At 26.1% G+C, this 26,902-nt stretch carries 36 protein-coding genes; 22 read left to right on the top strand and 14 right to left on the bottom strand.

What is annotated here, in order from left to right:
* Window positions 1-161 precede the first annotated feature (161 nt).
* Entirely contained in the window at window positions 162-1,604 is a 1,443-nt protein-coding gene (locus ABVS04_RS13610) for a replicative DNA helicase (RefSeq protein ID WP_368031306.1), read from the top strand.
* 75 nt (window positions 1,605-1,679) lie between these two features.
* Window positions 1,680-2,078: a type II secretion system protein gene (locus tag ABVS04_RS13605; protein WP_368031305.1), complete on the top strand. Its 399-nt coding sequence runs from the start codon at window positions 1,680-1,682 to the stop codon at window positions 2,076-2,078.
* Window positions 2,079-2,087: 9 nt separating this feature from the next.
* Here the strand turns inward: ABVS04_RS13605 and ABVS04_RS13600 are convergent, their stop codons facing one another.
* Window positions 2,088-2,888: a DNA ligase gene (locus ABVS04_RS13600; protein WP_368031304.1), complete on the bottom strand. Its 801-nt coding sequence runs from the start codon at window positions 2,886-2,888 to the stop codon at window positions 2,088-2,090.
* A 129-nt stretch (window positions 2,889-3,017) separates the two neighbouring features.
* Here ABVS04_RS13600 and ABVS04_RS13595 point away from each other — a divergent pair, with 129 nt between their 5' ends.
* The 6 genes from ABVS04_RS13595 to ABVS04_RS13570 all read left to right on the top strand — a co-directional run bounded on the left by ABVS04_RS13595 (window position 3,018) and on the right by ABVS04_RS13570 (window position 9,074).
* Window positions 3,018-3,575, top strand: a complete 558-nt coding sequence (locus ABVS04_RS13595) for an adenine phosphoribosyltransferase (RefSeq protein ID WP_368031303.1) — start codon at window positions 3,018-3,020, stop codon at window positions 3,573-3,575.
* A 17-nt stretch (window positions 3,576-3,592) separates the two neighbouring features.
* Window positions 3,593-4,804, top strand: coding sequence for a tryptophan synthase subunit beta (gene trpB, locus ABVS04_RS13590; protein WP_368031302.1), 1,212 nt, complete (start codon window positions 3,593-3,595; stop codon window positions 4,802-4,804).
* 8 nt (window positions 4,805-4,812) lie between these two features.
* Complete coding sequence (locus ABVS04_RS13585) at window positions 4,813-5,517, top strand: DedA family protein (protein WP_368031301.1); 705 nt, start codon at window positions 4,813-4,815, stop codon at window positions 5,515-5,517.
* On the top strand, window positions 5,507-6,919 hold the full coding sequence (locus ABVS04_RS13580; protein ID WP_368031300.1) for a leucyl aminopeptidase: 1,413 nt from the start codon (window positions 5,507-5,509) through the stop codon (window positions 6,917-6,919). The genes ABVS04_RS13585 and ABVS04_RS13580 overlap by 11 nt, the downstream gene beginning before the upstream one ends.
* A 163-nt stretch (window positions 6,920-7,082) precedes the next feature.
* Window positions 7,083-8,186, top strand: coding sequence for a redox-regulated ATPase YchF (ychF, locus tag ABVS04_RS13575; RefSeq protein ID WP_368031299.1), 1,104 nt, complete (start codon window positions 7,083-7,085; stop codon window positions 8,184-8,186).
* Between the two features lie 66 nt (window positions 8,187-8,252).
* Complete coding sequence (locus tag ABVS04_RS13570; protein ID WP_368031298.1) at window positions 8,253-9,074, top strand: HDOD domain-containing protein; 822 nt, start codon at window positions 8,253-8,255, stop codon at window positions 9,072-9,074.
* An 11-nt stretch (window positions 9,075-9,085) separates the two neighbouring features.
* Here ABVS04_RS13570 and recO read toward each other — a convergent pair whose 3' ends face one another.
* Complete coding sequence (recO, locus tag ABVS04_RS13565) at window positions 9,086-9,700, bottom strand: recombination protein RecO (RefSeq protein WP_368031297.1); 615 nt, start codon at window positions 9,698-9,700, stop codon at window positions 9,086-9,088.
* A gap of 9 nt (window positions 9,701-9,709) precedes the next feature.
* Window positions 9,710-9,970: a hypothetical protein gene (locus ABVS04_RS13560; RefSeq protein WP_368031296.1), complete on the bottom strand. Its 261-nt coding sequence runs from the start codon at window positions 9,968-9,970 to the stop codon at window positions 9,710-9,712.
* 116 nt (window positions 9,971-10,086) lie between these two features.
* Here ABVS04_RS13560 and ABVS04_RS13555 point away from each other — a divergent pair, with 116 nt between their 5' ends.
* Window positions 10,087-10,404 (top strand): pyrimidine/purine nucleoside phosphorylase, encoded by a 318-nt coding sequence (locus ABVS04_RS13555; protein ID WP_368031295.1) that lies wholly within the window; start codon window positions 10,087-10,089, stop codon window positions 10,402-10,404.
* Between the two features lie 50 nt (window positions 10,405-10,454).
* Here the strand turns inward: ABVS04_RS13555 and ABVS04_RS13550 are convergent, their stop codons facing one another.
* On the bottom strand, window positions 10,455-11,552 hold the full coding sequence (locus ABVS04_RS13550; protein WP_368031294.1) for a nitrous oxide reductase accessory protein NosL: 1,098 nt from the start codon (window positions 11,550-11,552) through the stop codon (window positions 10,455-10,457).
* A gap of 68 nt (window positions 11,553-11,620) precedes the next feature.
* On the bottom strand, window positions 11,621-11,989 hold the full coding sequence (locus ABVS04_RS13545) for a hypothetical protein (RefSeq protein WP_368031293.1): 369 nt from the start codon (window positions 11,987-11,989) through the stop codon (window positions 11,621-11,623).
* A 238-nt stretch (window positions 11,990-12,227) separates the two neighbouring features.
* On the opposite strand from ABVS04_RS13545, the gene ABVS04_RS13540 reads away from it, so the two are divergent.
* The 6 genes from ABVS04_RS13540 to ABVS04_RS13515 all read left to right on the top strand — a co-directional run bounded on the left by ABVS04_RS13540 (window position 12,228) and on the right by ABVS04_RS13515 (window position 15,990).
* Window positions 12,228-12,572, top strand: a complete 345-nt coding sequence (locus tag ABVS04_RS13540; RefSeq protein WP_368031292.1) for a hypothetical protein — start codon at window positions 12,228-12,230, stop codon at window positions 12,570-12,572.
* A gap of 271 nt (window positions 12,573-12,843) precedes the next feature.
* Window positions 12,844-14,007: a tyrosine-type recombinase/integrase gene (locus ABVS04_RS13535; protein WP_368031291.1), complete on the top strand. Its 1,164-nt coding sequence runs from the start codon at window positions 12,844-12,846 to the stop codon at window positions 14,005-14,007.
* A gap of 173 nt (window positions 14,008-14,180) precedes the next feature.
* Window positions 14,181-14,534, top strand: coding sequence for an ArsR family transcriptional regulator (locus ABVS04_RS13530; RefSeq protein WP_368031290.1), 354 nt, complete (start codon window positions 14,181-14,183; stop codon window positions 14,532-14,534).
* Between the two features lie 11 nt (window positions 14,535-14,545).
* Window positions 14,546-15,307, top strand: a complete 762-nt coding sequence (locus ABVS04_RS13525) for a hypothetical protein (RefSeq protein WP_368031289.1) — start codon at window positions 14,546-14,548, stop codon at window positions 15,305-15,307.
* 67 nt (window positions 15,308-15,374) lie between these two features.
* Entirely contained in the window at window positions 15,375-15,617 is a 243-nt protein-coding gene (locus ABVS04_RS13520; protein ID WP_368031288.1) for a DUF6088 family protein, read from the top strand.
* Between the two features lie 16 nt (window positions 15,618-15,633).
* A complete protein-coding gene (locus ABVS04_RS13515; protein WP_368031349.1) occupies window positions 15,634-15,990 on the top strand; it encodes a DUF6088 family protein in 357 nt (118 codons plus the stop codon).
* A gap of 187 nt (window positions 15,991-16,177) precedes the next feature.
* Here the strand turns inward: ABVS04_RS13515 and ABVS04_RS13510 are convergent, their stop codons facing one another.
* From ABVS04_RS13510 to ABVS04_RS13500, 3 genes are read right to left on the bottom strand one after another with little or no spacing between them, the layout of a single operon-like run.
* Entirely contained in the window at window positions 16,178-16,423 is a 246-nt protein-coding gene (locus ABVS04_RS13510) for a hypothetical protein (RefSeq protein WP_368031287.1), read from the bottom strand.
* Window positions 16,416-17,594, bottom strand: a complete 1,179-nt coding sequence (locus tag ABVS04_RS13505; RefSeq protein WP_368031286.1) for a hypothetical protein — start codon at window positions 17,592-17,594, stop codon at window positions 16,416-16,418. The genes ABVS04_RS13510 and ABVS04_RS13505 overlap by 8 nt, the downstream gene beginning before the upstream one ends.
* Window positions 17,595-17,606: 12 nt before the next feature.
* Window positions 17,607-18,269: a hypothetical protein gene (locus ABVS04_RS13500; RefSeq protein ID WP_368031285.1), complete on the bottom strand. Its 663-nt coding sequence runs from the start codon at window positions 18,267-18,269 to the stop codon at window positions 17,607-17,609.
* A 204-nt stretch (window positions 18,270-18,473) separates the two neighbouring features.
* Here ABVS04_RS13500 and ABVS04_RS13495 point away from each other — a divergent pair, with 204 nt between their 5' ends.
* Complete coding sequence (locus ABVS04_RS13495; protein ID WP_368031283.1) at window positions 18,474-19,187, top strand: helix-turn-helix domain-containing protein; 714 nt, start codon at window positions 18,474-18,476, stop codon at window positions 19,185-19,187.
* On the opposite strand, the gene ABVS04_RS13490 is transcribed toward ABVS04_RS13495, so the two are convergent.
* Window positions 19,157-19,327 carry a hypothetical protein gene (locus ABVS04_RS13490; RefSeq protein WP_368031282.1) on the bottom strand — a complete coding sequence of 57 codons (171 nt, stop codon included), beginning with the start codon at window positions 19,325-19,327 and terminating at the stop codon, window positions 19,157-19,159. The two genes, ABVS04_RS13495 and ABVS04_RS13490, sit on opposite strands and share 31 nt — an antisense overlap.
* A gap of 96 nt (window positions 19,328-19,423) precedes the next feature.
* Between ABVS04_RS13490 and ABVS04_RS13485 the strand changes: the two genes are divergently transcribed.
* The 6 genes from ABVS04_RS13485 (at window position 19,424) to ABVS04_RS13460 (ending at window position 23,951) form a co-directional block, all read left to right on the top strand.
* Window positions 19,424-19,891, top strand: a complete 468-nt coding sequence (locus tag ABVS04_RS13485; protein ID WP_368031281.1) for a hypothetical protein — start codon at window positions 19,424-19,426, stop codon at window positions 19,889-19,891.
* Window positions 19,892-19,893: 2 nt separating this feature from the next.
* On the top strand, window positions 19,894-20,376 hold the full coding sequence (locus tag ABVS04_RS13480) for a hypothetical protein (protein WP_368031279.1): 483 nt from the start codon (window positions 19,894-19,896) through the stop codon (window positions 20,374-20,376).
* Window positions 20,373-21,182, top strand: a complete 810-nt coding sequence (locus ABVS04_RS13475) for a hypothetical protein (RefSeq protein ID WP_368031278.1) — start codon at window positions 20,373-20,375, stop codon at window positions 21,180-21,182. Before ABVS04_RS13480 ends, ABVS04_RS13475 begins: the two co-directional genes overlap by 4 nt.
* A gap of 566 nt (window positions 21,183-21,748) precedes the next feature.
* Complete coding sequence (locus ABVS04_RS13470; RefSeq protein ID WP_368031277.1) at window positions 21,749-22,270, top strand: hypothetical protein; 522 nt, start codon at window positions 21,749-21,751, stop codon at window positions 22,268-22,270.
* Window positions 22,263-23,021, top strand: a complete 759-nt coding sequence (locus tag ABVS04_RS13465) for a nucleotidyl transferase AbiEii/AbiGii toxin family protein (protein WP_368031276.1) — start codon at window positions 22,263-22,265, stop codon at window positions 23,019-23,021. Before ABVS04_RS13470 ends, ABVS04_RS13465 begins: the two co-directional genes overlap by 8 nt.
* A 12-nt stretch (window positions 23,022-23,033) precedes the next feature.
* Window positions 23,034-23,951 (top strand): hypothetical protein, encoded by a 918-nt coding sequence (locus ABVS04_RS13460; protein WP_368031274.1) that lies wholly within the window; start codon window positions 23,034-23,036, stop codon window positions 23,949-23,951.
* A 338-nt stretch (window positions 23,952-24,289) separates the two neighbouring features.
* On the opposite strand, the gene ABVS04_RS13455 is transcribed toward ABVS04_RS13460, so the two are convergent.
* The 5 genes from ABVS04_RS13455 to ABVS04_RS13435 form a co-directional block, all read right to left on the bottom strand.
* Window positions 24,290-24,583, bottom strand: a complete 294-nt coding sequence (locus tag ABVS04_RS13455) for a hypothetical protein (RefSeq protein ID WP_368031273.1) — start codon at window positions 24,581-24,583, stop codon at window positions 24,290-24,292.
* Window positions 24,584-24,666: 83 nt separating this feature from the next.
* On the bottom strand, window positions 24,667-25,329 hold the full coding sequence (locus ABVS04_RS13450) for an AAA family ATPase (RefSeq protein WP_368031272.1): 663 nt from the start codon (window positions 25,327-25,329) through the stop codon (window positions 24,667-24,669).
* A gap of 356 nt (window positions 25,330-25,685) precedes the next feature.
* A complete protein-coding gene (locus ABVS04_RS13445; protein ID WP_368031271.1) occupies window positions 25,686-26,051 on the bottom strand; it encodes a type II toxin-antitoxin system HigA family antitoxin in 366 nt (121 codons plus the stop codon).
* 2 nt (window positions 26,052-26,053) lie between these two features.
* Window positions 26,054-26,353: a type II toxin-antitoxin system HigB family toxin gene (locus tag ABVS04_RS13440; RefSeq protein WP_368031270.1), complete on the bottom strand. Its 300-nt coding sequence runs from the start codon at window positions 26,351-26,353 to the stop codon at window positions 26,054-26,056.
* 100 nt (window positions 26,354-26,453) lie between these two features.
* Complete coding sequence (locus tag ABVS04_RS13435; RefSeq protein ID WP_368031269.1) at window positions 26,454-26,834, bottom strand: hypothetical protein; 381 nt, start codon at window positions 26,832-26,834, stop codon at window positions 26,454-26,456.
* Window positions 26,835-26,902 lie beyond the last annotated feature (68 nt).

Here is a 26,902-nt window from a genome sequence, read left to right as displayed (position 1 = left end):
TGATAATTCTCCCATAACTTTTTTATTGACATCTTATTTCCTTTGTGTCTTTTAATAATTGTATTATTCGTAATTCTTATTGTCAATATTTTATCCATTGCTTTTATTAGCTACTAACGTGATTTCAGCTAAAGTGTTATCCTTAAAAAATTGGAGAATAAATGGATAGTGTTTACAGTATAAATATAGAAAGAGCAGTTTTAAGTTCGATACTTTTTAATCCTGAAGAATTAGAGGATGTATTAGGCGTATTAAAACCAAAAGATTTTTATCTTCCTGCTCATAAAAAAATATTTGAAGTGATGGTAAAACTTCATAATGATGATATGCCAATAGATGAAGAATTTATTAAAAAAAGATTAGATTCTAAAGATGTGGATGATTCTATTTTACTTGAAATTCTTTCAGCAAATCCAATTACAAATACCCTAGCATACGTACGAGAAATAAAAGATGGTTCAGTAAAAAGAGAACTTGCAACTCTGGCTACTACTATAAAAAAAGTAGCGATTGAAGAAGAAATGAGTGCAAATGAAGCCCTTGATACCATTCAAGGTGAGCTTTATAAAATCTCAACAGATTCAGCAACTTCTGAACTAAAAGATATGCATGTAATCACCAATGACACTCTATCATATATAGAAAGAATGAAAAAACTAGGAAACAAACATCTAATAGGTGAAACAACAGGGTTTGATGCCCTTGATAAAAGAACAACAGGATTTAATGAAGGGGATTTAATTATTATTGCAGCACGGCCTGCGATGGGGAAAACCGCACTTGTATTAAATATGGCTTTAAAAAATGTTGAAAATGGCAAAGGTGTAATATTCTTTTCTTTAGAGATGCCAGCTGAACAACTTATGTTAAGGATGTTATCTGCGAAAACTTCTATTCCTTTACAAAATCTTAGAAAAGGTGATATGGATGATAACCAATGGTCAAATCTAAGTTCAGCTTTTGATGATTTAAATACAAAAAAACTTTTTGTAGATGATGGTGGAAGTATAAATATTAATCAACTTAGAGCAAGGGTTCGAAAACTTGCTCAAAATGAAGCAAATAATATAAAACTTGTAATAATTGATTATCTTCAACTAATGCAAGGAACTGGAAATAAAGATAGACACCAAGAGGTTTCTGATATTTCTAGGGGTTTAAAAATGCTTGCAAGGGAGATGAAGATTCCAATTATTGCACTTTCTCAGTTAAATAGGGGACTTGAAAATAGACCAGATAAAAGACCGATGCTCTCAGACTTAAGAGAATCTGGAGCCATAGAACAAGATGCGGATATTATTATGTTTGTTTATAGGGATGATGTTTATAAAGAAAGAGATGAAGCACGAAAAGAAAAAGAAGCAAAAGATAAAGGTGAAGATTATAAATCAAAATTTATAAACAAACCAGTAGAAGAAGCAGAAGTAATCATAGGAAAACAAAGAAATGGGCCAATAGGTACTGTAAAACTAGATTTTCAAAAAGCTCTTACTAGATTTGTGGATAAAGAAAATGACACAAGTTCTAGTCCTATTGAAGTGATATTTGAAAATGTTGCAGATAGCGAGAGAGAAACTAATATTGATATACCTGATATTTTATAATAATTAAATAACAAATAATCTTATTTTAAGAAGCATTAGTATATACTTTTTTAAATTATTAAAAAAGGATTATTAATGAAAAATGCATTTTCACTTTTAGAATTGATTTTTGCGATTGTTATTTTGGGAATCGTAGCATCTTTTGCTGTTCCAAAATATTTAGATACTAAAGACAGTGCTTTAGTTTCCACTATAAAAAGAGATGTATCCTCTGCTGTTTCATCTATTCAAAGTTATTATTTGTTGAATCAAAAGATTGATAAAATAGATGATGCCATAGTTTTAAATGATACAAATTGGACTACAACGGATACAAAAATAAGTGATAAAAATTCATGTTTATCATTAGAAGTTATAACATCTGAAGATGATGTAAAAACTCTAGAGTTAACTGTTGATACAGAAAAAGATACCGATATTTGCGTAAAAATAAGAGATGCACAATTAGTAACTACTACATACCCTCTATATTAAAATTAAAAATTACTCTTCTTTTCTAACTCTTAGAAAAGAAGCGAATTTTGGTTTCCCATATTTTGTAAATCCATAATATTTATATGTTACCTTATCTCCTATTCTTGGTGGATTCAATCTTTCTTTATCAGAAAATCCTCCACCTAGATTAAAGATAATTTCATTCTTTTGTTTTACTATTAGACTTTTAAATTTTTTATCTTTGTAATTATGTCCTATTACTTCCCCTTCATCATCTTCGAATTTTTTTACTTTTAATATTTCATCGCTTCTTCCTGTAAAATATTCTATATTTGGATTTTTTATTATTATGCCTTCAGCTTTTTTATTAATTAATTCTTCCAAATAAGAGTCTAGGTGCTTTTTGTTTATGCAGACTATTTGAGGAATTATTTTTATATTTTTATTGGGCTTATTTTTTAGATAAATATCTATTTTTTCTAATCTTTCTTTAAAATTTCCTCTTACATTTGGAACTTCAAAAATATTATAAGTTATTTGTTTCCATGATTCAGATGGATTTGTATCTAAAACTATGTTTTGGATGTTTTCAAAGTTATTTCTTTTTATCCATAACTCTCCATCTAATTCAAAGTTTGGGAAATCTTTTGTAAACCATTTTGGTGCATTTATTTTATTTCCATTTTTTGTATATAAATCTTTTCCATCCCAATAAGCTCGTATTCCATCAAGTTTTTCACTCATTAGCCAACCATTTATTTCATGTTTTTGTTTATCATAAACTTTTGGTTTCTGAACTTCAATTGAATATAGATTTATTATTATAAACAGTATGAGTAAATAGCGCATAGAAGACCTTTAATAATTTTATTAATTATATTTAACTTATTCTTAAATATTTTATAAACATCATAAAATCATAATAAATATTTAGATAGAATAATTCCGCTTTTGTCTATAAAGCATAAAGGATTTAAATTGAGCGAAAATAAAATATTAAATGAAAATAACAAAAAGATATTATTAGATTCAATTAGAAGTATAAAAGATTTTCCAAAAGCTGGAGTTGTATTTAAAGATATTACAACTTTATTAAATAATAAAGATGCATACAAGCTTTTAATGGATCATTTAGAAGATAGATATAAGTCATATAACTTAGATTATATCGCTGGTATTGATTCACGTGGTTTTATCTTTGGTGCAGCACTTGCTGATAGATTAGGTGTTGGATTTGTTCCTGTTCGGAAAAAAGGAAAACTTCCAAGCACAACTGTTTGTGAAAAATATGAATTAGAATATGGTTTTGATGAAGTTGAACTTCATTTAGATGCTTTTAATAATCAAAAAAATGTAAATGTTTTATTGATTGATGATATTATTGTAAGTGGTGGTACTGCGTATGCGGCTGCTAATTTAATAAAAAAATTAGATGTAAATTTAGTTGAAATGTGTTTTTTAATGAATATACATATTTTAGATGGTGCAAAAAAATTGTCTGAAATAGCACCTGTGTATTCTGTACTAGAAATTTAATAAAAGAGAAAATAAATATGAGTAATTATATTCCAAAACCAAGTGTATTTGATCCTGATGATAAAGGTCAATTTGGTATTTTTGGTGGTCAATATGTACCTGAAACTTTGATGCCAGTTTTAAAAGAGTTAGAAATTGAGTATAAAAAATATAGATTTGATAAAGAGTTTTGGGCTGAAGTAAATGCTTTATTAAAAGATTATGTTGGACGTGAAAATCCTCTTTATCTTGCAAAAAATATAAGTGAAGAAATTGGTGCAAAGGTTTATTTAAAAAGAGAAGATTTAAACCACACAGGAGCTCATAAAGTAAACAATGTAATAGCTCAAGGACTACTTGCAAAAAAACTTGGAAAAACAAAAGTAATAGCTGAAACAGGAGCTGGTCAACATGGAGTTGCGACTGCTACAATCGCAGCTCTTATGGGACTTGAATGTACTATCTTTATGGGTGCAAAAGATGTTGCACGTCAAGAGTTAAATGTATTTAGAATGAAATTACTAGGTGCTAAAGTTGTTGCTGTTGAAAGTGGAAGTAAAACATTAAAAGATGCAATGAATGATGCTATTAGATACTGGGTTACAAATGCAAGGGATACTTTTTATATAATAGGAACAGTTGCAGGTCCTCATCCATATCCTATGATGGTTCGAGATTTTCAAGCAGTTATTGGTTATGAAGCAAGAAAACAAATACTCGAAAAAGAGGGTAGGCTTCCTGATTATGTTGTTGCATGTATTGGTGGTGGATCAAATGCTATTGGTATGTTTTCTCACTTTTTAGAGGATAAAGAGGTAACTTGTATTGGAATAGAAGCTGGTGGTTTAGGTCTTGATACTGATAAACATGGATGTTCACTTGAAAAGGGAAGTCCTGGGGTTTTACATGGTCAATGCTCATATTTACTTCAAGATGAAGATGGTCAGATCTTAGAAGCTCACTCAATTAGTGCAGGACTTGATTATCCAGGAATTGGGCCAGAGCACTCTTTTCATAAGGATAATAAATCAGTACAATATGATTCAATAACTGATGAGCAAGCTATGGATGCTTTTGTATGGCTTAGCAGACGTGAGGGGATAATTCCTGCCTTTGAGAGTGCTCATGCAATTGCTTATTTAAAGAAAGCAAAAGATAAATTAAAAGGAAAAACAGTTATCATAAATTTATCAGGTCGTGGAGACAAAGATATGGTACAAGCGAAGAGTATATTAAATTTTGACGAGTAAGGAGAGTTATGAAAGAACTTTTTAGGAAAATTCAACCTTATTCTGGAAAGATATTTGCAGTATTTTTAGTAGTATTTTTTTCTTATTTAGCATATAATTTATATAATGCACCTGTAGAGGGTTTTGAAGAAAAATTTGTATACTTATTAAAAAAACATGGGTATATAATATTATTTGCATGGGGAATGCTAGAGGGTGAAGCAGGACTTATAATGGCAGGTTTATTATCTCATACCGGTGATATGAATTTATATATTGCAATATTTGTAGCTGGTCTTGGTGGTTTTATGGGAGATCAGGTATATTTTTATATTGGGAGATTTAATAAATCCTATGTACATAAAAAATTTAAAGGTCAAAGAAGAAAGTTTGCTTTTGCACATCTTTTATTACAAAAATATGGTTGGCCAATAATTTTTGTTCAAAGATATATGTATGGAATGAGAACTATAATTCCTATTTCAATAGGACTTACAAGATATGATGCAAAAATGTTTGCCTTTATAAATCTTATATCAGCTTGGTGTTGGGCTGCACTGACAATTGTACCTGTATGGTATTTTGGTAATGAGATTTTGAAGGTTTTAGATTGGGCTAAAGATCATTGGTATTTAGCAGTGCCAATTGCTTTGATTTTTGGTGGAAGTATAATTTATTATTTCAATAAAGCTACAAAAAAAGTAGATAAAAAGGTTAAAAAAGATGAAGATTAATTTAATAGAAAAAAGTTCAAAAAATAGTTCTGATATAGAAATAATTCTTCTCAATACACTTAATGGTATTGAAGATTCAGAAATTCTAGAAATTCTTGATTTCAAAGCAAAAGATGAAGCTTGTATTTTATTAGCAGAGTCAAAAAAAATTTATGTAGGATTTGAAGAAAATGATTATGATTCAATAGCAATTGCCATTGCAACTGCTATAAAAAAACTTCAAACAACAAAATTTAAAAGTGCAAAAATAAAATTATGCGAAATTTTAGAAAATAATTTAAAAGCAGTAGTAGAAGGTGCACTTTTAGGTGAGTATAAATTTACTCAATACAAATCAGAAAAAGAAAATAGAAAAATAGAATTAAATCTAATAGTAAAAGAAAAAACTTCCAAGTTAGAAAAAATTCTAAAAGAATCAAAAATAATTTCAAAAGCAGTAAATAAAACAAGAACAATGGTGAACACTGCTCCTGCAGATTTTTATCCATCAGTAATGGCAGAAATTGCTCAAGAATTAGCAAAAGATGCAGCTATATCTTGTGAAGTTCATGGTGAAAAATATTTAGAAAAAAATAAAATGATGGCAATGCATAGTGTTGGTAGAGCTTCGATTCATGAATCAAAACTTATTCATTTATCATATAAACCAAAAGATGCTACTAAAAAAATAGTTTTGGTTGGAAAAGGTTTAACATATGATTCAGGTGGATTATCTTTAAAACCTGCTGATTTTATGGTTACTATGAAAGCTGATAAATCAGGTGGTTGTGCTGTGTTATCAACAATGTGGGCTATCGCAAAACTAGGGCTTCCTTTTGAAGTTCATGGAATTGTAGGAGCTGTTGAAAATATGATAGGTGGAAATGCATATAAACCTGATGATATTTTAAAAGCTAAAAATGGTAAAACAATAGAAGTACGAAATACAGATGCAGAAGGAAGACTTGTCCTTGCTGATTGTTTATGTTATGCACAAGATGAGATCAAAGATATTGATTATATCTTTGATTACGCAACACTAACTGGTGCTTGTGTTGTTGGTGTTGGACAATATACAACAGGAATTATGGGAAATAATGAGATTTTAAAACGAAATGCAGTATTAAGTGCGCTTAAATCAGGTGAATACGCAACAACTTTAGATTTTAACAGATATCTAAAAAAAGCTATAAAATCAGAAATAGCAGATGTTTGTAATATTGCAAATACAAGATATGGTGGAGCAATAACAGCTGGTATGTTTTTAGATAATTTTATTTATGATGAAAATAAAGAAAAATGGATACATTTTGATATAGCAGGACCTGCATTTGTAGAAAGCGTATGGGGATATAATCCTCATGGAGCAAGTGGAGCAGGTGTTAGAATGACAATTAAATTTTTACAAAATTTAATTGACTAAAATATATTTTTAATAAAACGATAGTAGAAAATTTCTACTATCGTCTTTTTTTATAAACTCAACTTATAACTCAATTATTATTCACTTTAGCTATTATTTTGCCATTTTTAACTATAATATATCTAAATTATTAAAAAATAAATATATAAATAAAAGGTATAAAATGGGATTAGGTGTAGGTATAGTAGGACTTCCAAACGTAGGTAAATCAACAACTTTTAATGCTTTGACAAAAGCACAAAATGCAGAGGCACAAAACTATCCATTTTGTACAATCGAACCAAATAAAGCGATTGTTCCAGTACCTGATAAAAGATTAAATGCATTAGCAAAAATTGTTAATCCAGATAAAATTCAACATTCAACTATTGATTTTGTTGATATTGCAGGTCTTGTAAGAGGTGCTTCAAAAGGTGAGGGTTTAGGAAATCAGTTTTTATCTAATATTAGAGAAGTTGAAGTTATTTTACATATGGTTAGATGTTTTGAAGATGAAAATATAATTCATGTTGAAGGTGATGTAAATCCTTTACGAGATATTGAAATCATTGAAACAGAATTAATTTATGCAGATATTTCTCAACTTGAAAAAAAAATTGATAGATTAAAAAAACAATCAAAATCTTCAAAAGAAGCAGCAGCTTCTTTACTTATAGCTGAAGATTTATTTAAACATTTAGAAGAGTTACAACCTGTAAAAACTTATGAAAATAATGAAAATGAAGTATTCATTTCACTTGATAAAGAGCTTAGATTTTTATCTAATAAAGATGTGATTTATGGAGCTAATGTTGATGAAGATTCATTAGCAGATGGTGGAAATAAATATGTTGATATTTTAAAAGAACATGCCGCAAGCGTTGGTGCTGATGTTATTTTACTTTGTGCAAAAATTGAAGAAGAGTTAGTTGGTCTTGAAGAGGAAGAAGCAGCTGAGTTTTTGGCTGATTTAGGCGTACAAGAATCAGGATTAGAACAAATTATTCATAAAGCATTTGATAAACTTGGGCTTCAATCATATTTTACAGCTGGAAAAATAGAAGTTAGGGCATGGACTATTAGAAAAAATACTAAAGCACCACAAGCAGCAGCTGTAATTCATAATGATTTTGAAAAAGGTTTTATAAAAGCTGAAGTTATAGCATATAATGATTTTGTAAATCTTGGTGGTGAAGCAAAATGTAAAGAGTCTGGTAAATTAAGACTTGAAGGTAAAGATTATGTTGTGCAAGATGGTGACATTATGCATTTTAGATTTAATGTATAAATAATTTGTATAGATATTGCTATAAAATACGTTATAATAAAAATAATAATAAAAGAAGGATAACATTTGTCGTCTATTAATATTTTACAAAAGATAGAATCTCTTCCTCCCTTACCAAAAACTATAATTGATATAGAGGAATTTAGAAAAAGAAGTGATAAAGAAGCATCAGATTTATTAGAAATAATTGAAAAAGATGCACTTATAATATCAACTTTATTGAAGATTTCAAATTCTGCTATGTTTGGATTTAGATCAAAAGTGGAGACACCTGGTCGAGCTATTAGCCTACTAGGAATTAACTTTACTATTTCAATTGCAATTGGTGGAACAGTTCAAAACCTATTGATGACAAGCTTAACTCCTTATGGTATAAATAGTGATGATTTTATGAGAGCATCAAATATCTCATCAACATTAGCTAACTTATGGCTATCAAAAGTTAATGTTGATTTAAAAGAAGAAATAATTCTTCCTGCACTTTTACAAGAAATAGGTAAATTTATATTATCAGATTTACTTATTTCTGAAGATAAAGCAGATGAATTTAAAAATAAGATTGCATCTGGTGTTAGTATAGAGAATGCCGAGAGAGATTTATTAGGATTTACTACTTCTGAAATTACTGCTAAAATATTTAAATATTGGAAATTAAGTGATAATTTAGTTGATATGATTGAATTTGTAGATGATGTATCAAAAGTAAGTAGTGAATATAAAATTAAAACACAAATATTAGATGTTATAAAAACAGCATGTAGTGTAAATTTACCATTGAGTGATGAAAATGTAGCTAATGCTATTTCTAAAGCATCACAATATGGATTGGACACTAAGATTCTTAAAAAAGCAATAGAAACTTTACAAGATAGATTATTAGACGAATAATCTATTCTTTGTTATAAACCTTGAAGTAGAATATCCCATAAAATTTCCATTTCTTGGTCATTGAAATTTATTAATTTCTTTCTTTCAAAAAGTTCTTTCATTTTATTTATATCAAATGCTTTTGCATAAGCACAACTTGAATGAACAGGTAAAAATCCTCTTACTAGTGATATATTTTCAGTAATTTTATTTTCACATAATAAACATTCAAAATCTGTGTGGAATCTGCCCTCATATTCAAGTATTGATAAATATGATTCACAAATAGCTCTTAAAGCATTTTGTTTAGTCATAATATGTATTAAATTTTCTAAGTTATAAAAGTAAAAAGAATCAATTTGTTCTACATCTTTTAGATGAGGATAAAAAAGTTTTATATATCTTTGCCAACAATACATTTTTTCATTATCAAGTATCCAAGGAAAACCTAATTGAATAACATCTTTTAATCTGGGAATTGTAGATTTAGTATTTTCAAGCTCAAAATCAATTTTATAACCTATATTAATATTTGAATGTCTAGCTCCATAAAATCTATATGCAGTCAAGACCTCATTTTCAGCTAATATAGATACTATTAAATCATCATCTTTAACAGGTTTAATATCTAGTATATATCCTTGCATGAAAGGATTTTATTCTACGTCTTCTTTTCTCATATCGTTGATTTCAGCAATTATTTCTTCACACTCTTCATCATCAATATCTCCATGAACTAAATCAACAAGCATATCTTCGAACTCTTTTTTCATTTCTTGCATTTGTTTTAATTCTTCTTTAATTTCAGCATCTTCTTTTTTAGCAGCTACAATTTCAAATAATTCATCAATATAATCTTCAATTTCAACAAGTACTTCATTTTTTATTAAATCTTCTAATTCTTTTTGGATACTCATTTTTACACCTTTATTTTAATTTACAAATTATAACAAAAAATAACTACTCTTTTGCTTCAATATTATTATATAATATTTATGATAATATATTAAAAATAATTATACAAGGAAAATAAATGGCAGAGTTTAATAATGTTTCTATTGCAAAAGCAGCCAACATTCTTTTTGAAGGGAATATTACAAGTAGAACAATAGTGTTTGAAGATGGTTCTAGAAAAACATTAGGAATTATGTTACCAGGTGAGTATGAATTAAATACAGTTCATAAAGAAGTTATGGATATTCAAAGAGGTACTTTAGAAATTATGTTACCAGCACAAGATTGGGTAAAATATGAAGGTCCTGCATCTTTTGAGATTCAAGCTAATTCTAAATTTAAATTAAGAGTACATTCACTAGTTGACTATTGTTGTTCTTTTATCAAAAATCACTAATATTATATTTGTTTATTAACAATGCGATTAAATCGCATTGTCATAAATTGTTAAAATAAAATTTCTTTTTTTATATCTTCAAATTTTAAAACAGTTTTTCCAAAATGATCAGCCATAAATTTTTTTGCTTGTTCTTCATCTTTAAATGGAATCAATTCTTCTCCCATAGGGCCATAAACATTTGAACCTAATACATAAAATGCTTTTTTACCATCTGTTGATTCTAATGTATAATAATCTGTAACATTAAGTTCTGTTATTTGATTATTATTATGTTTATGTTCGTATTTTGTAGGTTCAAAATAAAATTTCATCATATCTTTTACGCCATCAAAATAATGTACATGATCATCATTTATTTTGATTTGAGCTACCCATTTTGGGTATTTAGATACATACATACCACAAACAGGACATTTTGCTTCACTTGGAACTTCAATCATTTTTGATTTATCACTTGCTAGAACAGGATTGTATAAATATATGGCTACGGCTTGCATCATTTGAGGGTTTAAATTTTGACAAACATTATTATCAATTAAATATTGTTTTGCTTCCCCAATAGAATTAAAATCTTTTATTTGTTTTGTATCACACATAGCTTCAAAAGCTTTTTTCCCTTTTATAGCCATAGGAACTCTTTTTTCATCAATAGCACTATTTTCTTTATCCAAAGCTTTTTTTGCAATATCTAAACTCTCCGAAAATGTATGAATTTCTCCACCAAACTCTTTTTGAAATTTCATTGCTTCATCTTTTGTAGAAAAAGCATATTTACTAACAAGACTCATTGTTCCAGGTTTAGAGCTACCAACTACATAAAATGCACTTTTTGCATCAATGAATTTTAAAGTATTGGTATCAACAACTTGTATGTTTTTAATTTTATCAGCATAATCTTCTTCAATTTGTGCTTGACAATGAAGAGAACAATATTGTTCTTTATGACCATTTTTAAATTCAGTTGCATGATTTGTTTTGTAAAACTTTGTTAAATGCATTCCACAAACATTACAAAACTCTTTTGAAGAGTCTGTTTTAAGCAATGTAGCATCCTTTGGATCTACTGTTTGAAACATTTCATCTGCATTTAAATTTGTGAAAATTAAAGCAGATAAAAATATAAGTAAACTAACAAATTTTCTCATAATTTTTCCTTATAATTAATATACGTTTATTATATATAGAAGCAAGTTAATTATTTGTTAAGCAATACTTATTTTAACTCTTTAAAAAATCTTTTTTCTATTTCTTCATTACTTAAATCTTCATTTTTTTTATTTAAAAATCCATAAAAATAGCTTTCATTTCCATAAGATATTTCAATAACTAAAATATTTTTATCTGGATAATTACTAGTAAATCTTTCTATAGCCTCTAGTGGAGATTCATCCCAATATTTTTCAATTTCATCATTATTCCCAACATCACAAAATAAACAATCTTCACACATTGCAAATAGATAATTTCCAGCTCCTTCATATATTTCAAAAGAGTTATCTTCATTATCCATTTTTTCATTTGAAAATGGACAGTGTAAGCTGAACTTTCTAATGTTTTTAGGTTCAAATGTAACTTTATTCATTTTTCTTTTCCTTCAAGCAAAATTTATATTTATTATACAATTAATTTCCTTTCTCACAAAAACTTATATTATTTACTTTTAATTAGATTACTAAAATAATTAATGAATTAAAAAGTAACTTAAAGATATGCTCCAAAATAGTTGAAATTGTGTAAATAGCAAGGATTATTTAGTCTAAAAGTTTATAAATCTATTTTTTTTTGTTATACTTCCAAAAAAATTAGTAAAGGAAGAAATCATGTTAACATTTACATTCAATGGCGATGGAGTAAAAACTTGTAAATGTTGTGAAAAAAAGATGTCTTCAAAAGGTGGATTATATGAAGGTGTTTGTTCATCTACTTGCTCATCACAACAACTAGAGTATAATTCAATACCAATAAACTTACTTTTTTTAAAAAGATTATATATACATATAAACGATGAGGAAACAAGAGAAAAAGAGATTGAAAGATTTATAAAAAATAATAAATTGAATAGAGACATGACTAAACATAAAATAAAAAGAGCCTCTAAATATTTTTTATTAAATCAACTTGATAAATTGGAAATCAAAAGAAACTCAATTTATTATATAAAATAATAAATAAAAAAAGGTAGAAGCTAAAAAGCTCCTACCTCTTCGATTGTATAGTATTTAGAGCTTATTCAGCTACAGCTACTTCTACAGGTGTACCTTCTTTGAAATAAGAAATATCTATAAATTCTAAAAAGTCCAAAAAAATGATACAAGTACTATAATATAGGCATTTAAATCATATAAACTTATTATAAAAAAGCTATTAAAAGTTAATTAAAGTTAGAAAAAGATAGACTTTACCAACAAATAACCAACAAAAGAATAAAGGTTTTAAATGGTAAATAATTCAACTTTAACTGCTACAAAATATACAGGTGTATTTTATAGACTAACTAAAAACAATGACAAAGTCTTTTATATCACATATATGCAAAATAAAAAATATACAAAAGAAAAAATTGGTAGTTTTAAAGAGGGAATCTCAGCAGAATATGCAAATAAAATAAGAGCAAAAAGAACATCTATAGATAGATTAAAAGAAGATGCACCAATGTTTTTAAATCAAAAGTTACCAACTTTTGATGAATGTTTTAATATGTATTATAAATCAATTGAAACAAAAAGTGATAGCCCAAATACTAAAAGAAGATATGAATTGCATGTCAAACCTACTTTTGGACATATAAAAATTGATGATATAACTACACAGATGGTAGAAGATTTTAAAATTAAATCCAAAAAATTAAAGAGTCAAAAAACAACTCTGGAATATGCTCCAAAAACAATAAATGATTGGATTAATACCATTGGAACAGTTTTTAACTATATGGTTTCAAAAAAGGATTTAAATGTTAAAAATCCAGCTACAGCAGCAAAGGTTGAAAGAGAAAAAGTTGATAATGATAGAGAAAGATATTTAGAATTAAATGAAATAAAAAAAATATGGGATGCTTTAGATAATAGACAAGAATTATTTGACAATAAAATAAATGATGATGTTACAGAAAATATAAAAGTATTTTTAGCTCTTAGTTTATCTACTGGTGCAAGGCTTAGAGGTGTTTTAACAATTTCAAAAGCTGATATTAATTTAAGCTCGAATGCGGTTATGATTAAAAATCATAAAGCTAGAAGAACATATAATGGATATATTCATCCTAAATATAGAGAATTAATTGCTAAAAGAATAGAAAATCTAAGTCCAATTGATTATCTTGTAAATAGTTCACCTGAAGAACTAAATAGAAATTCAATAAATAAGATACTACAGCCAATTTTTGATAAATTATTTAATCAAGGATTAAAGCCTGAAGATAGAAAAAGAAGAGTGGTAATTCACACCTTAAGACATACATTTGCATCACAATTAGCAATAGCAGAAACACCTATATATACAATTATGAGATTAATGGATCATGCAGATATTAGTCAAACTATTAGATATGCAAAATTAAGTTCAGCAAATGGTAGTGATGCTGTATTTAAATTAAAGTTTTGATAATTAAATTAAACTTAATTATATTAAAATATAAACAATATATATCTCACAATAAACTATATTATAGGCTTCTATAGATAATTTAATTTTATATTTATATTCTATTATGTAGAATACATTTAATATAAAGTAGAATATGTTTTCTATAATGTAAAATATAAGAAGGAGTTAACATGTTAGAAGTATTATTTGGTAGTAGAAATGCAGAAAGAGTATTACAATTTTTATTAGCAAGAGATAGTGCATATGCAAGAGAAATAGCATTATTTTATGATGTAAGTCCTTCTGTAATTAAAAAACAATTAGAAAAATTTGAAACAGGAAGTATTATTGTAGGTAGAGATATTGGAAATATAAGAATTTACGAATTAAATCAAAGAAATCCATTTATTAAAGAACTTACAGCGTTACTAATTAAATCTAGATCTACTTACGAGCCAGAAGATAGAGCTAGATTAGTTAGAAAAGATAGAAGTAGACCTAGAAGTAAAAATAAGCCACTTGTTCAAAGAAGAGATAATATTTAGGATATATAAAGATGCATATTGAATTATTAAAAGAAGTAAAAACACCTGAGGAAACGGCATCGATAGTTTATGAATTACTCAAAGCTAAAGGAATAGAGGTTGTATTAACAGGTGGTAGTTGTATGGAAATTTATACTCACTCAAATTATTCATCTTATGATTTAGATTTTATTGCTAATCCTTCAATAAAATCAGAACAGGTTAAAAATGCTATGATTGAAGCAGGTTTTGAAAAAACTAAAGATAGATATTTTAAACATCCTGATAATGATTATTATGTAGAATTTCCGACTGGACCAGTTAGCTTGGGAAACGAAGAACCAAAAGTTCATAATGAGTTAAAAACTCATGTAGGAACTTTAAAACTTCTCACACCTACAAATTGTGTTAAAGATAGATTATGTGCTTATCTTTATCATAATGGAGAAGAGTGTTTATCTCAAGCAATTGCTGTTGCCCATAAAAATGAAATAGATAAAGAAAATCTATCAAAATGGGCAGTTAAAGAATGCATAGAAATGCAAGAAACAGTTAATGAATTATTAAAAAATTTAGAATATTTAGATAAAACAGTAACTAATGAACTAATTAAATCTTATTTGAAATCAAAAGAAGAAAAACATAAAATTAATATTAGTGTAGACGCAGATTTTACACTTTTAACTGATGACTTAATCGATGATTATGTAATTCATAAATTATTAGAAGTTGAACTAGGTAATGATGCAATTTATTATGAAAAAATGAAGAAATTATATAGTGAATTGTTTTAATATATTTTAGTCTAAATCTAGAAAAAGATATACTTTTTTCTAGATATTAAAATTAAGTAATAATCAATTGAAACTCTATGATACGGTATTTTATTTTATATCAGGTCATGGTAGGGGGTGGGTATTTTCATCAAGTGATTTGATTAAAAAATTTGATTCTCAACAAATTGATAATGTACTATCAGATTTAGTAAAAGCTAAAAAAATAAGAAGAGTATCAAGAGGAATTTATGATTATCCAAAATATAGTGATTTTCTAAAAAAAGAATTAAATCCAGATATAGAACAAGTATCCAGGGCCATATGCTAGAAAGTTTAACTGGAGAATAGAAGTATCTGGAGATAGTGCTTTAAATATCTTAAATCTATCTACTCAAATTCGAGCTAAGTATATTTACCTTAGTGATGGTCCAAATAAAAGTTATAAATTATTTAATGATGTAGTAATAGAGTTTAAAAAGTCTAATTTAAAAGATATTGGATTTAAATATAAAGAAAGATCTTTAATAGTTCAAGCTTTAAAATCTTTGGGTAATGAGCATATTACAAATGAAGTAATAAATAAGATAAAAGAACAAATAGATTCTAAAATGTATGAAAAAATTTTAAATGATACTCAAAGTACAACAATATGGGTATATGAAATAATAAAACAAATATGTAAAGATAATAACAATGAATAAAATAGCAAATTTACATAAAACGAAGTGAACTTTTTGGTGAAACTGTAACACTAAAATTATGCAAAATATGATTTTTGATATATATATTGTTTTGAGGAAATAATTGATTTTTTAAAAGAATTAGAAAAGGAAATTAATTCAAAAAAATAGTAATACAAAGATAGAAAACTCCATCTTTGTAAATCATTTAAAAAACTCTTTTTTCATTTTGAACTAGAGCTTTTGCAATAGCTGTTATATTATAAAGAGGTTTACCTCTCTCTTTGCCATTAAGTCGTGTATATGGAATACCAATTGCTTCTTCGCGGTCTTTTTTTAAATAATCCTCACTTCTCCCAATTATAGAGGCTGTTTCCTCAGGATTTAGAGCAACTTTTTTGTAATATTCAAATAAAATACTTGCAATAATTTTAATATCGTTTATTTTATCCATTTTGAGATCCTATTTTATTATTGTTTGGCAGTTTTGCAAGTTTTGCAAGTTTTACAGTTTGTACATAGTAAAACTTTGCATTTTTTTCATTTACTCTTTGTTCGCAAGCCCATTTTCCATTTTTTGCCCATTTTTCTAACCAAGAAATAACTTTTTTTTCACCAACTGCAAATTTAGAGAAAAATGAAATCTGCTTCAAGTATTTCATTATTTCAGTTTGATTCATTTCACTATCTTGTAACAAATCATAAATTAAATTTACAAATGTAGCCTCTGAATTACTTATATTTGCCATTTGATAATCAATTTCTTCTACAATTTTTCTATTCTCCGTTTTGTATGCTTTGTATCCAATAGCATACCTACTCGCTTTTCGTGGATGCAATAATATTGATGAATTAAAATCATTTCTTTCAATTAAAAAAGTATAATCGGAATAATCCTCGATTTTCTGCGAATCAGCGAATAATCCTGCTTTGTTTAAATGTGTAACTATAATAATGGTACCATTTGCATTCCTTAGCTGCTTTTCAAATTTATATAATTTTTCAACGTCAATAAAACCATTTTTTCTAGGAGTTATTAGTGTTAATGAATCTTCTATTACTATATATTTCCTTTGTGGAAAATCAAGTTGAACTTGTACAATTTCTTTTAAAAGATTTTGTGCAATAATACTTATATCGTTAACTGATTTCCCCGCATATTTAAATCTTTCACCATATTGTTTTATCATTTTTCCTATTCCAAAATCATTGATTTTCCCTAAAGCCATATCTGCATCTATATATATGATATATGTGTTTGTAAAATTTTCTAACATTAAATTGCAATAATTAATTAATATAGAACTTTTTCCACTTCCTGGTGCTCCATAGAATACTCCAATCGTACTAGAAGGAATCACTTCTGAAATTAGCCACTCTGTCCTAGGTGCATCTTCAATGTCTGTAGTTGTGTAAAAGAAATTATTGAATTTCTCATCAATAGACAAATTTGATTTAATTAATCTTTTTTCTAAATTATTTTTTTCATTTCTAAGTTCTGCTATTTCATTTTCTTCTAAAAGATGAATATTATTTGCTAAAATATCATCAATTTTCTGAATTGAATCAGGAATTTTTTCCTGATACTTTATTTTATTTTGTATTTTTGTTATAATGTCACTCATTGTTTTGTTCTTTCAAAATAATAATTTTAGTTGGAATTGTCCAATTTCAACTTGATATTTAGAAAATTTGGGTTCTTCAAATACGTGGCTACCAACTACTTCATTTGCATCGAACTCAAATTCACAACATAATTTTTCAAAGTCTAAATAGTCAAAATCTAGATCATATTTTGAATCTTCCCATACCTTTTCTAATGCTTTTTTTATTGATTCTTTAGGCAATTTTTTCAATTTTTCAAATTCAATCTCTTCTTCAATATCACTACTGTAAAAAGCTATATCTTGATCAAAACGAATTCTTATTTTTGTTATATCTGTATATTCTTTGTATTTTTTATTAGTACTTATTGAAACAAATATATTTATGTATCTATTAATGATCCATTCAATTACCTTTTCGCTTGAACAAAAGCTATTAAAAAGTGTATTCTTTTTTTTAACTGCATCTTTATACATTTTTGTTGTTCGAGCAATTAAATACTCATCTACCACAGGTGCTATATCATCAATATAATGTAATAAAAACATCTTTGATTGTTGCGTAGCAAAAAATTCTCTTGCACTATCTCTAGCCCAGCACAATACTAATTTAAAAATCTCTAAATCAAAAAATATTGATTTTGAATCTTTGATTTTTGGAGCAAGATATTTTATTGCAATTTGCTTTGAGTGCATAAATTCTCCTTTTGATAAAATACTAAATAGAATTTTATATTTTATATACTTAAATAAAGCTTTTACTTATGTCATATAAAGTGTTATATCTTTTAATATGGTCTAATATAATAGATATAGTATTTAATTAATAGATAAATACATAATTTAAAAGTCAATTAATTTTAAGATGGTTATAATTACATTTTATCTAAAGGAGAGAAATTGTATTTAAAAGAATTCCGTGAATATTTAGAACTGACTCAAAATGCAATGTCTGAAAAATTGAATATGACTCAAACATCATTAGCTCGATATGAATTGGGTAAAGTTAATCCTAGTATTAGTGTAATTCAAAAATATATTGATGAATTTGGAGCGAGTCCAAACTTCCTATTCAATGGCACGAAACCATATGTTTTAGATGATTTTCATAGTATTGATTCAGACAACATGCATTTGTTAAATGAATTAGGATTCTTCATGGATAAAAAAGATATAAATAAAATATTGAAAGAAATAATTCTTGATCAAATCATTCAGAAATTTGATAATATTGAAATGTCATCATTTGTGAAATTTTTATCATTTGTAGGCCCATCAAGACCTTTACTTTTTTTATATTATATTATGCAAATAATTGAGTATAATAATTTGCATAACAAAAATCCCACTTCTAATTATGTTGAATTTTTATGTTCTATTATTGAAAAATTTCCAGTCTGGAAACTTTTCATTAATCAACCAATTTTCACAAAACGTATTCAAAATAAATTTATCGAAACAATTAGAACAAAATTTAGTAAACAAGAATGTGAAATGATTATCACTAATAGTCAAAATATATTGAGACTTTTAGAAATTAAATTACCTTCGTATATAACTTCAGGCCATAAACTTAAATTATCTCAATTAGAACAATGTTTATCTACGAAGTGAAAAAAGGCTGTATAGCTTATTTTTTCCTCATCAGGAATATGTGAATTAATAATTGCCCATGTTGAACGAATTGATGCACCTCTTTTAATCAAATCAATTATTTGATATTTATACTTCTCCATTTTACTTTTTACTGCCATTAGTTGTTCCTTTTAGAAATTTATATCTATATTCATATTTTTACAAATCCAAAAAAATATGAATACCTTTAGAAGTTTTATTTTAAAGGAAAAGTTATGAACAACTCAAAGAGCACCGCTTGTGAAACCATCACAAAACTTAACCAAGAATGCCAAAATCAAAGATTAAGACTCTTTGCAAAAGTAGATATTTCTACAAAAATAAAAATCCTTGCATTACAAAAACAACTGTTTCACAAACTAAAAAATGCTCATAGTGATGTAGATAATACTATTTTGACTTTATCATCACTTATTTTAGCAGTAAATTCTGTTGAAAAAGAGTTTGATGATGTAAATCTCAAGGCAATAAAACTTCGAGCTAAAAACAGTAAGACCAAAGTAAAACGACAAAAGGTGCTTGGATATTGGGCGATAGTACGTACTCTAAAGTTAGAGCAAAATATGAGTTTTAGAGATATAGCAACTTATTTTGCCAAATATCATCGGCTTGAAATTTCTTATTCCACAATTCATGCCTTGTGGATTGAATTAGAAAACAACATACAAACAAAGGAAAATTAAAAATGGTACACGATCAAATATTTACATTTAGTGATGATTTAGGAGTTGAACTTAAAATTATACCTGTAGCTCTCAATTTTGATAAAGAGATTTTTTTGATTCATATTTTCGAAGAGGATAAAGTTGCAAAAAAAAAGTTTATAAGAAACGAGTTAGTTTTGATAGGTGATCAAATACTAACTTCAACATTTAGTGATACCGTGCACTTCATGGAGGAATTAAACCTATTTGATATTGGCAATAATCAAAACAAATACCTTGATATTACAGAGTATCAAAGTACAAAAAATCTAATATTAAAACATAAAGGCAATGGAAATATTTTTATCTCAAAATCTGAGGCAAAAGCGATATATAAGATTTTTAATCTTGCATTTTTAGGATACTCAGTTGCAAGTGTTCTTGAAAAAGAATTTAGATTTACTCCTCAACTACTTACAAAATTATTTCATGAGCATCAATTATTACTAAAGAAGTTTCAATGAAATTCTTTAGCATTCTTCTAATAATAGTTAGTACTATCTTTTTATTTTATTGCCTGTATAAAATGTATCAAAAAAAAGTTCTAAAAGAAAAGAATATTCTGCAAAAAGAAAATTATTTACAGAATCTTCAACAAAAGCTAATCAATGAAGATATAGATGAAGAATCAAGGAGAGTTTATAAACTTAATACTCATAAAGTACAATATTCACTTTTTAATCCTATTTATGATGGATTACATGATTTCAATTCTATTTATGAGTTAATAATCCATGATAATCTTTGGATAAATGAACCTTTTCATACAAAGTTCTATGAATTTTGTATGATTATTAACGATAATGATTTTATGATTATTGATCCATATTCAAAAATTATCACTATGAATATTCGGGATAAATACAACAAAGTGCAAACTTCAAAGTCGTATCAAGTATATTGCACAAAAGAGATTATTATGCACGCAATACGATATTGTATAACAGCCATAAAAAGCTATGAAAAAATTGAAGCTCAAAATCTTTTAATATCAATTTTTGTATTAGCATTAAAACAATCGGTTCATTATTTATCCCCTGAAGCTACACAAAATATTGTTGATAAAGTATTAGAAGGATATGAATTTGCTCAAGAGATAAGAGATATAGTATGGTTAATTGAAGAAAAAGATAGCCAATTCTATTTTATTCAAGAATCTATTAATAATGCTTTTAGTATGGTTGGAACTTTACCTTACAATGATAGTGAAGTTTCAAAAGCAGTTGAAATAAGACAACAACAACCACTAAAACTTCTTCAAAAGATCTAAACAGGTGTTTATTTACCTGTTTAGAATCTGTTTATTTTTATGTTTTTCAGTCCCTTTTACAAAACATCCATATATACCTTTATAAAGGCACTTTAACATTTATTTATCTAAAAAAGGAAACTGTAAAAAACAGTTATGTCTCTCTGCTTTTCTATCACATGTATGATAAACAAAAATAAATGTTAAACTTTCTTATATTTTTATTTTATACAAAAACAAAAAATCATAGTTGGAGCTCAGATTCATTTACGAGTGTTTCCTCCCATCTTAACCAAAAGAGCGTTTGAATATTTCTTTTTCTTTGGTACAGAAATTTCAAGACTAACAAAATCAAAGAAGTTTGACAAGCTTTAAATTGTAAGTACAATTAAATAAATATAATAGATTTTTACTCTTAACAAGTGTGTACGAAATGTTAAAAATTCAAATGCAAGAATTTAAACAAATGCAGATTGACTTAACAAAAAAATTGCCACAGATAGAGGCTGAAACTATCAAATTTAACAAATTAAATATATTGACAAAATTACGATTATCATATATAATGTAAATAAAAAGGAGTTGCAATGACACAAATAGAAATTAGCAAATATTTAGATATTCCATTCGCAACATTAAATGATTGGAAACAAGAAGATAGTAATAGAAATAAATTATATGAATTACTTTCTAATCTTGATACTCAAGAAGTTGGAAAGATATTAAATAAGAAAAATAATCATAGATTTTTTCATATTTTAAATAGAAATATTGATACAGAGAATTTTATATATGAAGATATAAAAAAAGCTTTTTCTAAAAAAGATTATCATGATGCAACTATTAAAGAACAAACAATCTTTTCTAAGTTTTTCAAAGAATTAGAAGTTAATGAATTAGAAGATTTTATAAAAACTTTTTCTTTATCAAAAAGAGATATTAAAAGTATTTATATATCTAGTCCTTTTAGAAACATTCAAGGTATTGCAAAAAACTGGGATAAAAGATTTAGACTAAAACATTCTGATTTTAATACTATTAAAAAAACTAAATCAATACCAAGTGCATTACAAAACATATTAAATAAAAAGAATTTAACAAATGTATGATTTTACTATACAAAAACAAATGCTTGATGCAACATTAGATTTATTAAAAGAGAATAATCTTTTAGAAGTATCTACTTTAGGTGGAGGAACTGCATTAGCAGCATATTACTTTAATCATAGATATTCAACTGATATTGATATATTTATTTATGCAAAAGAGAATAAAACCCATCTTCTAAAACCATCAAATTGGAATAACCATATAAATACAAAAATGAAAGATATTGGTTTTACTGGGAATTTTAGACATAATGATATTTATACAGAAATAGTTATAGATACAAACTCAAAAATTCAATTTTTTGATGTAATAAAGAAATCAAAAGAACCATTTAATAAAGTTGATTTATGGGGTTACAATTTATATATTGATTCAATAGAAGAAATTATTGCTAAAAAAATCTATTATAGAGGTGATATTGGAAATTCTAGAGATTTATTTGATATTGCAATTGCCCTTCATAATGACGCATTAATCTTTAGAAAAATGATTTTAAATAAAGAAAAAATCATAAATTTATATAAAACAGTACTAAGTATAAATAATTCTGATGAATTAAAAGCTTTATATCTTGAAGAAATAGATTTAATGAATCCAAATAAACAATATTCCTTATTAGCAAAAAATGCTATATTTTACTTATCTACTTTCTTAGAAAATATTTGTGCTTCTTATGAAATAAATTATGAATTATCAAATGAAGATTATATGGTTATTGAAAGTGAAACTTATAGTAGTTTAGATAATTAGTGAGTATATAAAATGAGAGGAAGTGTATACTACCAATCTAGCCAACTTGTAAAACAAATATTTCAAGCTGGTGTAAAGAAAGAAGATAAAGTAAATCCTAATCATGAACACTATCAATTTGTATCTTCATATAAAACCATGGAAAGCTATAGAGCAATTTGGAACAACTTTTTTAACTATCTCTTGGAACATTGGAAATTAAAAGACTTTGAGAAAATAGAACCACATCATATTCAAGCTTATATGGATTATAAAGTGGAATATTACCCTTCTAAACAATATTTAGAGAAAATATCAGCAGCCCTTGGAAAATTAGAAATTGCATTAAAAAAATTTGCTAAAAATATTCATAATGTTGATAGAGAATATGATTTTTCAATTCGTCAAACTATTTTAGATGAAGATAGAGATTTAAAATATGTTAGCAATAACTATCATAATCGTGCATACAATAATCCTTTGTTCTTAATTGAAAATTTAAAAGATCCTCTTCATAAAATTGCTGCAAAAATTCAATATGAAGGTGGAGCTAGAATAGAAGGAGTTGCACTTATAAAAAAAGACCAAATGATGGGTATTAAAGTTGATTCTATTACAAATAAAGAAGTTGGTATTGTGCTTACTAAAGAAAAAGGTGGAAAATCAGGAGAAGTTCTTGTTTCAATTGATACATACACAAATTTAGAATCATATATATTAGAATATGATAAATTTAAAATTAATAGACAAAAATATTATAATGATATAAAACAAGCAGCAATTTCATTAAATGAAAATCCAGAAGCAAGTCATGGGCTTAGATGGAATTTTGCAAAAAGAAGAATGTTTGAATATGGGAAAGCTGGATATTCTTATGAAGAGTGTTTGCAACAAGTAAGTTATGAGATGAAACATAATCGTGCTTCTATTACGCAACACTATCTAGCTTAATTAATATCTAATTTATGACCATTTAATCGTAGCCACTCTTTTTTTCTAAATAATTAGGCATAAGTTTTGAAATTTCTTTCCAAAAATTTTTATATTGAAGAATTTGTATTACTTAAGCACTATGAAATTAGTATAAAAACAATACTTAAGAATCTTTCAATTTTTATTAAAAATCACAATTTTAAGATAAAATATTCTAATAATAAAAAGGATTTAAAATGTACGAGTTATTACCATTAGCAGCACTTGTTATTTTTGGGATTTTATATTCTCTAGGACATAAATATTATCTTGAAGAATTAAAAAAATAACATCATATTTATAAATATGAAAACATATTAACTTATCCCAAAAATCTTAACTAACACATATTTTGAAACACTTAAAGATGATTGTTTTGCTTTTTTAGTAATTTCATCTTTTTGCTCTTTTGTAAGATAAATCACTATTTGTTCTTGTTTTAATTCATCATTATTTAATTTAGGTCTTCCTCTTGGATTTAGAGCTTTTTTTGTTTCACCTCTTGCAGAGCTTACAAACTCATTTAATTCTTTAACATCATTTTCTAGGGTTTTATCTTCTATAAAAGCAAAAGATTTTTTTTCATTCTTTTTAAATATTGATTCTTTCAATTGTAGTTCCTTTTATTTTTATTATAATTTATCAGTATATTACTATTATATTAGTATTAATTTATTAGTAAATAAATATTAATTTAACTATTAGTAAATTCGACAAGTTCATCAAAGAAGTTATTAAAATCTTGATAAGCTTTTGATTTTTCATCTACAAATTCTAAAATACCTAAACCATTTGAAAAAGAGTTTTTATATACTTCTCTTTCATATATTACACTTTCACACAGTTTTATATCTTCAAGTTTTTTATCTATTATATACTCTTTTAAATCTTTTATTTTTTTAGTTAAAAAAGGATTTGGACTTGCTTTTGAAATAGTGATAAGTGCTTTTGCATTTGGATTAAATACTTTTGCTTGATTAAACAAATTTATCATTTTATTTAAAACAGCAATATCAAGATCACTTGGAAGTGTAGGAATAATTACTAAATCACTAATAGCTAATGCTTGTCTCATCTCTTCACTATCTCTTCCACCTGTATCTATAATAATAGAAGAATATTTATTTTGTAAGCTTTTTACTTCTTTACCAAGACTACTTCCAAATTTTGAAACAGTATTAAAAATAAGTTCAATATTTTCATTTGCTCTAATATTTGTAAAGACTTCAATACTTCTTTGAGGATCCGCATCAATTAATAAAGTATCTTCTTTTAATAGTCCAAGTTTTACTGCAAGATTTAAGGCAATTGTAGTTTTCCCACTGCCACCTTTTTCATTACAAACTGAAATCACCATCTTAAATTCCTTTGATTTTTTAATATTGAATTATATATTAAATACTATTAAATTGATATTAGATTATATATTATTTGATATTTTATTACTAATAGATTAATATTAATTTATTAGTAATAAAATAGTATGTAATAATTAATTTGGATATGCTATTTTAAAGATTTTGCTACTTTAAAATTTCTCGTATATGGTAATGATTAATTAAAGTTACTAGCTATTATTACAATAGTAGTCGATGGGATTTTTTTGCTTTTTGTTAGCTTGAAATTGAGAGATATAGTGTGTCTATTTTATTTTTATATTTTACAATTTTATTTAACTTTTATAAGATAGTAAATTAATTCTTATACTTAAAATCAAGTATAAGAAACTTTTCCAAATAAGCTTTCAAAAGGAATTTTTAATTGTTCATGTAGGTTTTTTATCATTTCTACTGTTAATTTTCTTTGGCCACTTAATACTTTTGATACTAATGATTTATCTCCCAAAACTGGAATTAAATCTTTTTGTTTTAAGTTTTCTTGTTCCATTCTAAATAAAATTGCTGATATAGCATCAGGTGTATCTATTTTATAATGTTTTTCTTCATAAGCTTCTACAAGTGTAACTAATATATCTAGTTCATCAAATTCTTGTGTATTTGGAAGTGAATCCATTAATTCATCAATTCTTAATAATGTATTCTCATAATCTTGTTGCGTTCTTATTGGTTTTATACTCATTGTTAAATCTCCTTTGCATCAATTGCATCATATTGTTTATGGGTTCCTATGAACCTAATATAAACAACTTGTGCGTAATAATTTATTTTAACTATCAATCTATATTTATTTCCATGTATGTTAAAAACAATTCTATTATTTCCAACTACACTTGCACTTTTGTATTGTATTTTTATATCATTTGGGTTTTGCCAATTAGAGTTTATAGCTTCTTTATGCCATGCTTCTAAAGAAGTTTTACTATCTGCATACTCTTTTTGTTCATAAAAATCTTTTAATGTTTTCTTAGAAATTATTCTCATTTGTGATTATACCTAATTAGTTGACAAATTGTCAATTAATGTTTTAAAAACTATTTTTAAAAGATAGAAAGGATAAGAAGAATATTTAATTTGAGTATAATTATTTCATTTCATTAAATGATTTGACATATTCATAAGACATATGTTTTTTTACAGTATTAAAACTTACTTTTGATATTTTTGCTATTGCGTAGTGTGTTATCTCTTTTTTTTGAGTTTGTAGTATTTCAATTGCTATATTCATTTTATACTTAACTTTTTCACTTCTTGCTTCTGTTGCTTGTAAAGCTGCTGCAGATTTATTAGAGCTATATTCAATTTCTTTTGGATTATTTAATTTCTCTATTATATTAAATCCTTTAAATGCATCAAAGTTTTCATACTCTTTTTCTATTTCTTCTAATTTCTCAAAATCAACACATTTAATTAAATAATCATATTCAAGTTTTGTAAGATCTAATCTTTTATAAAAGAGTTTCATTTTTTACCTTCTAAGTTCATTTCATTAATCGAAATGAAATAATAACTATTTTTAAATTATCAAATACT

It is taken from the genome of Arcobacter sp. s6 (genome assembly GCF_040884245.1).
Lineage (GTDB): Bacteria > Campylobacterota > Campylobacteria > Campylobacterales > Arcobacteraceae > Aliarcobacter.
The sequence above is the reverse complement of the archived record's forward strand: the minus strand, read 5'-3'. Positions and strand labels throughout refer to the sequence as shown.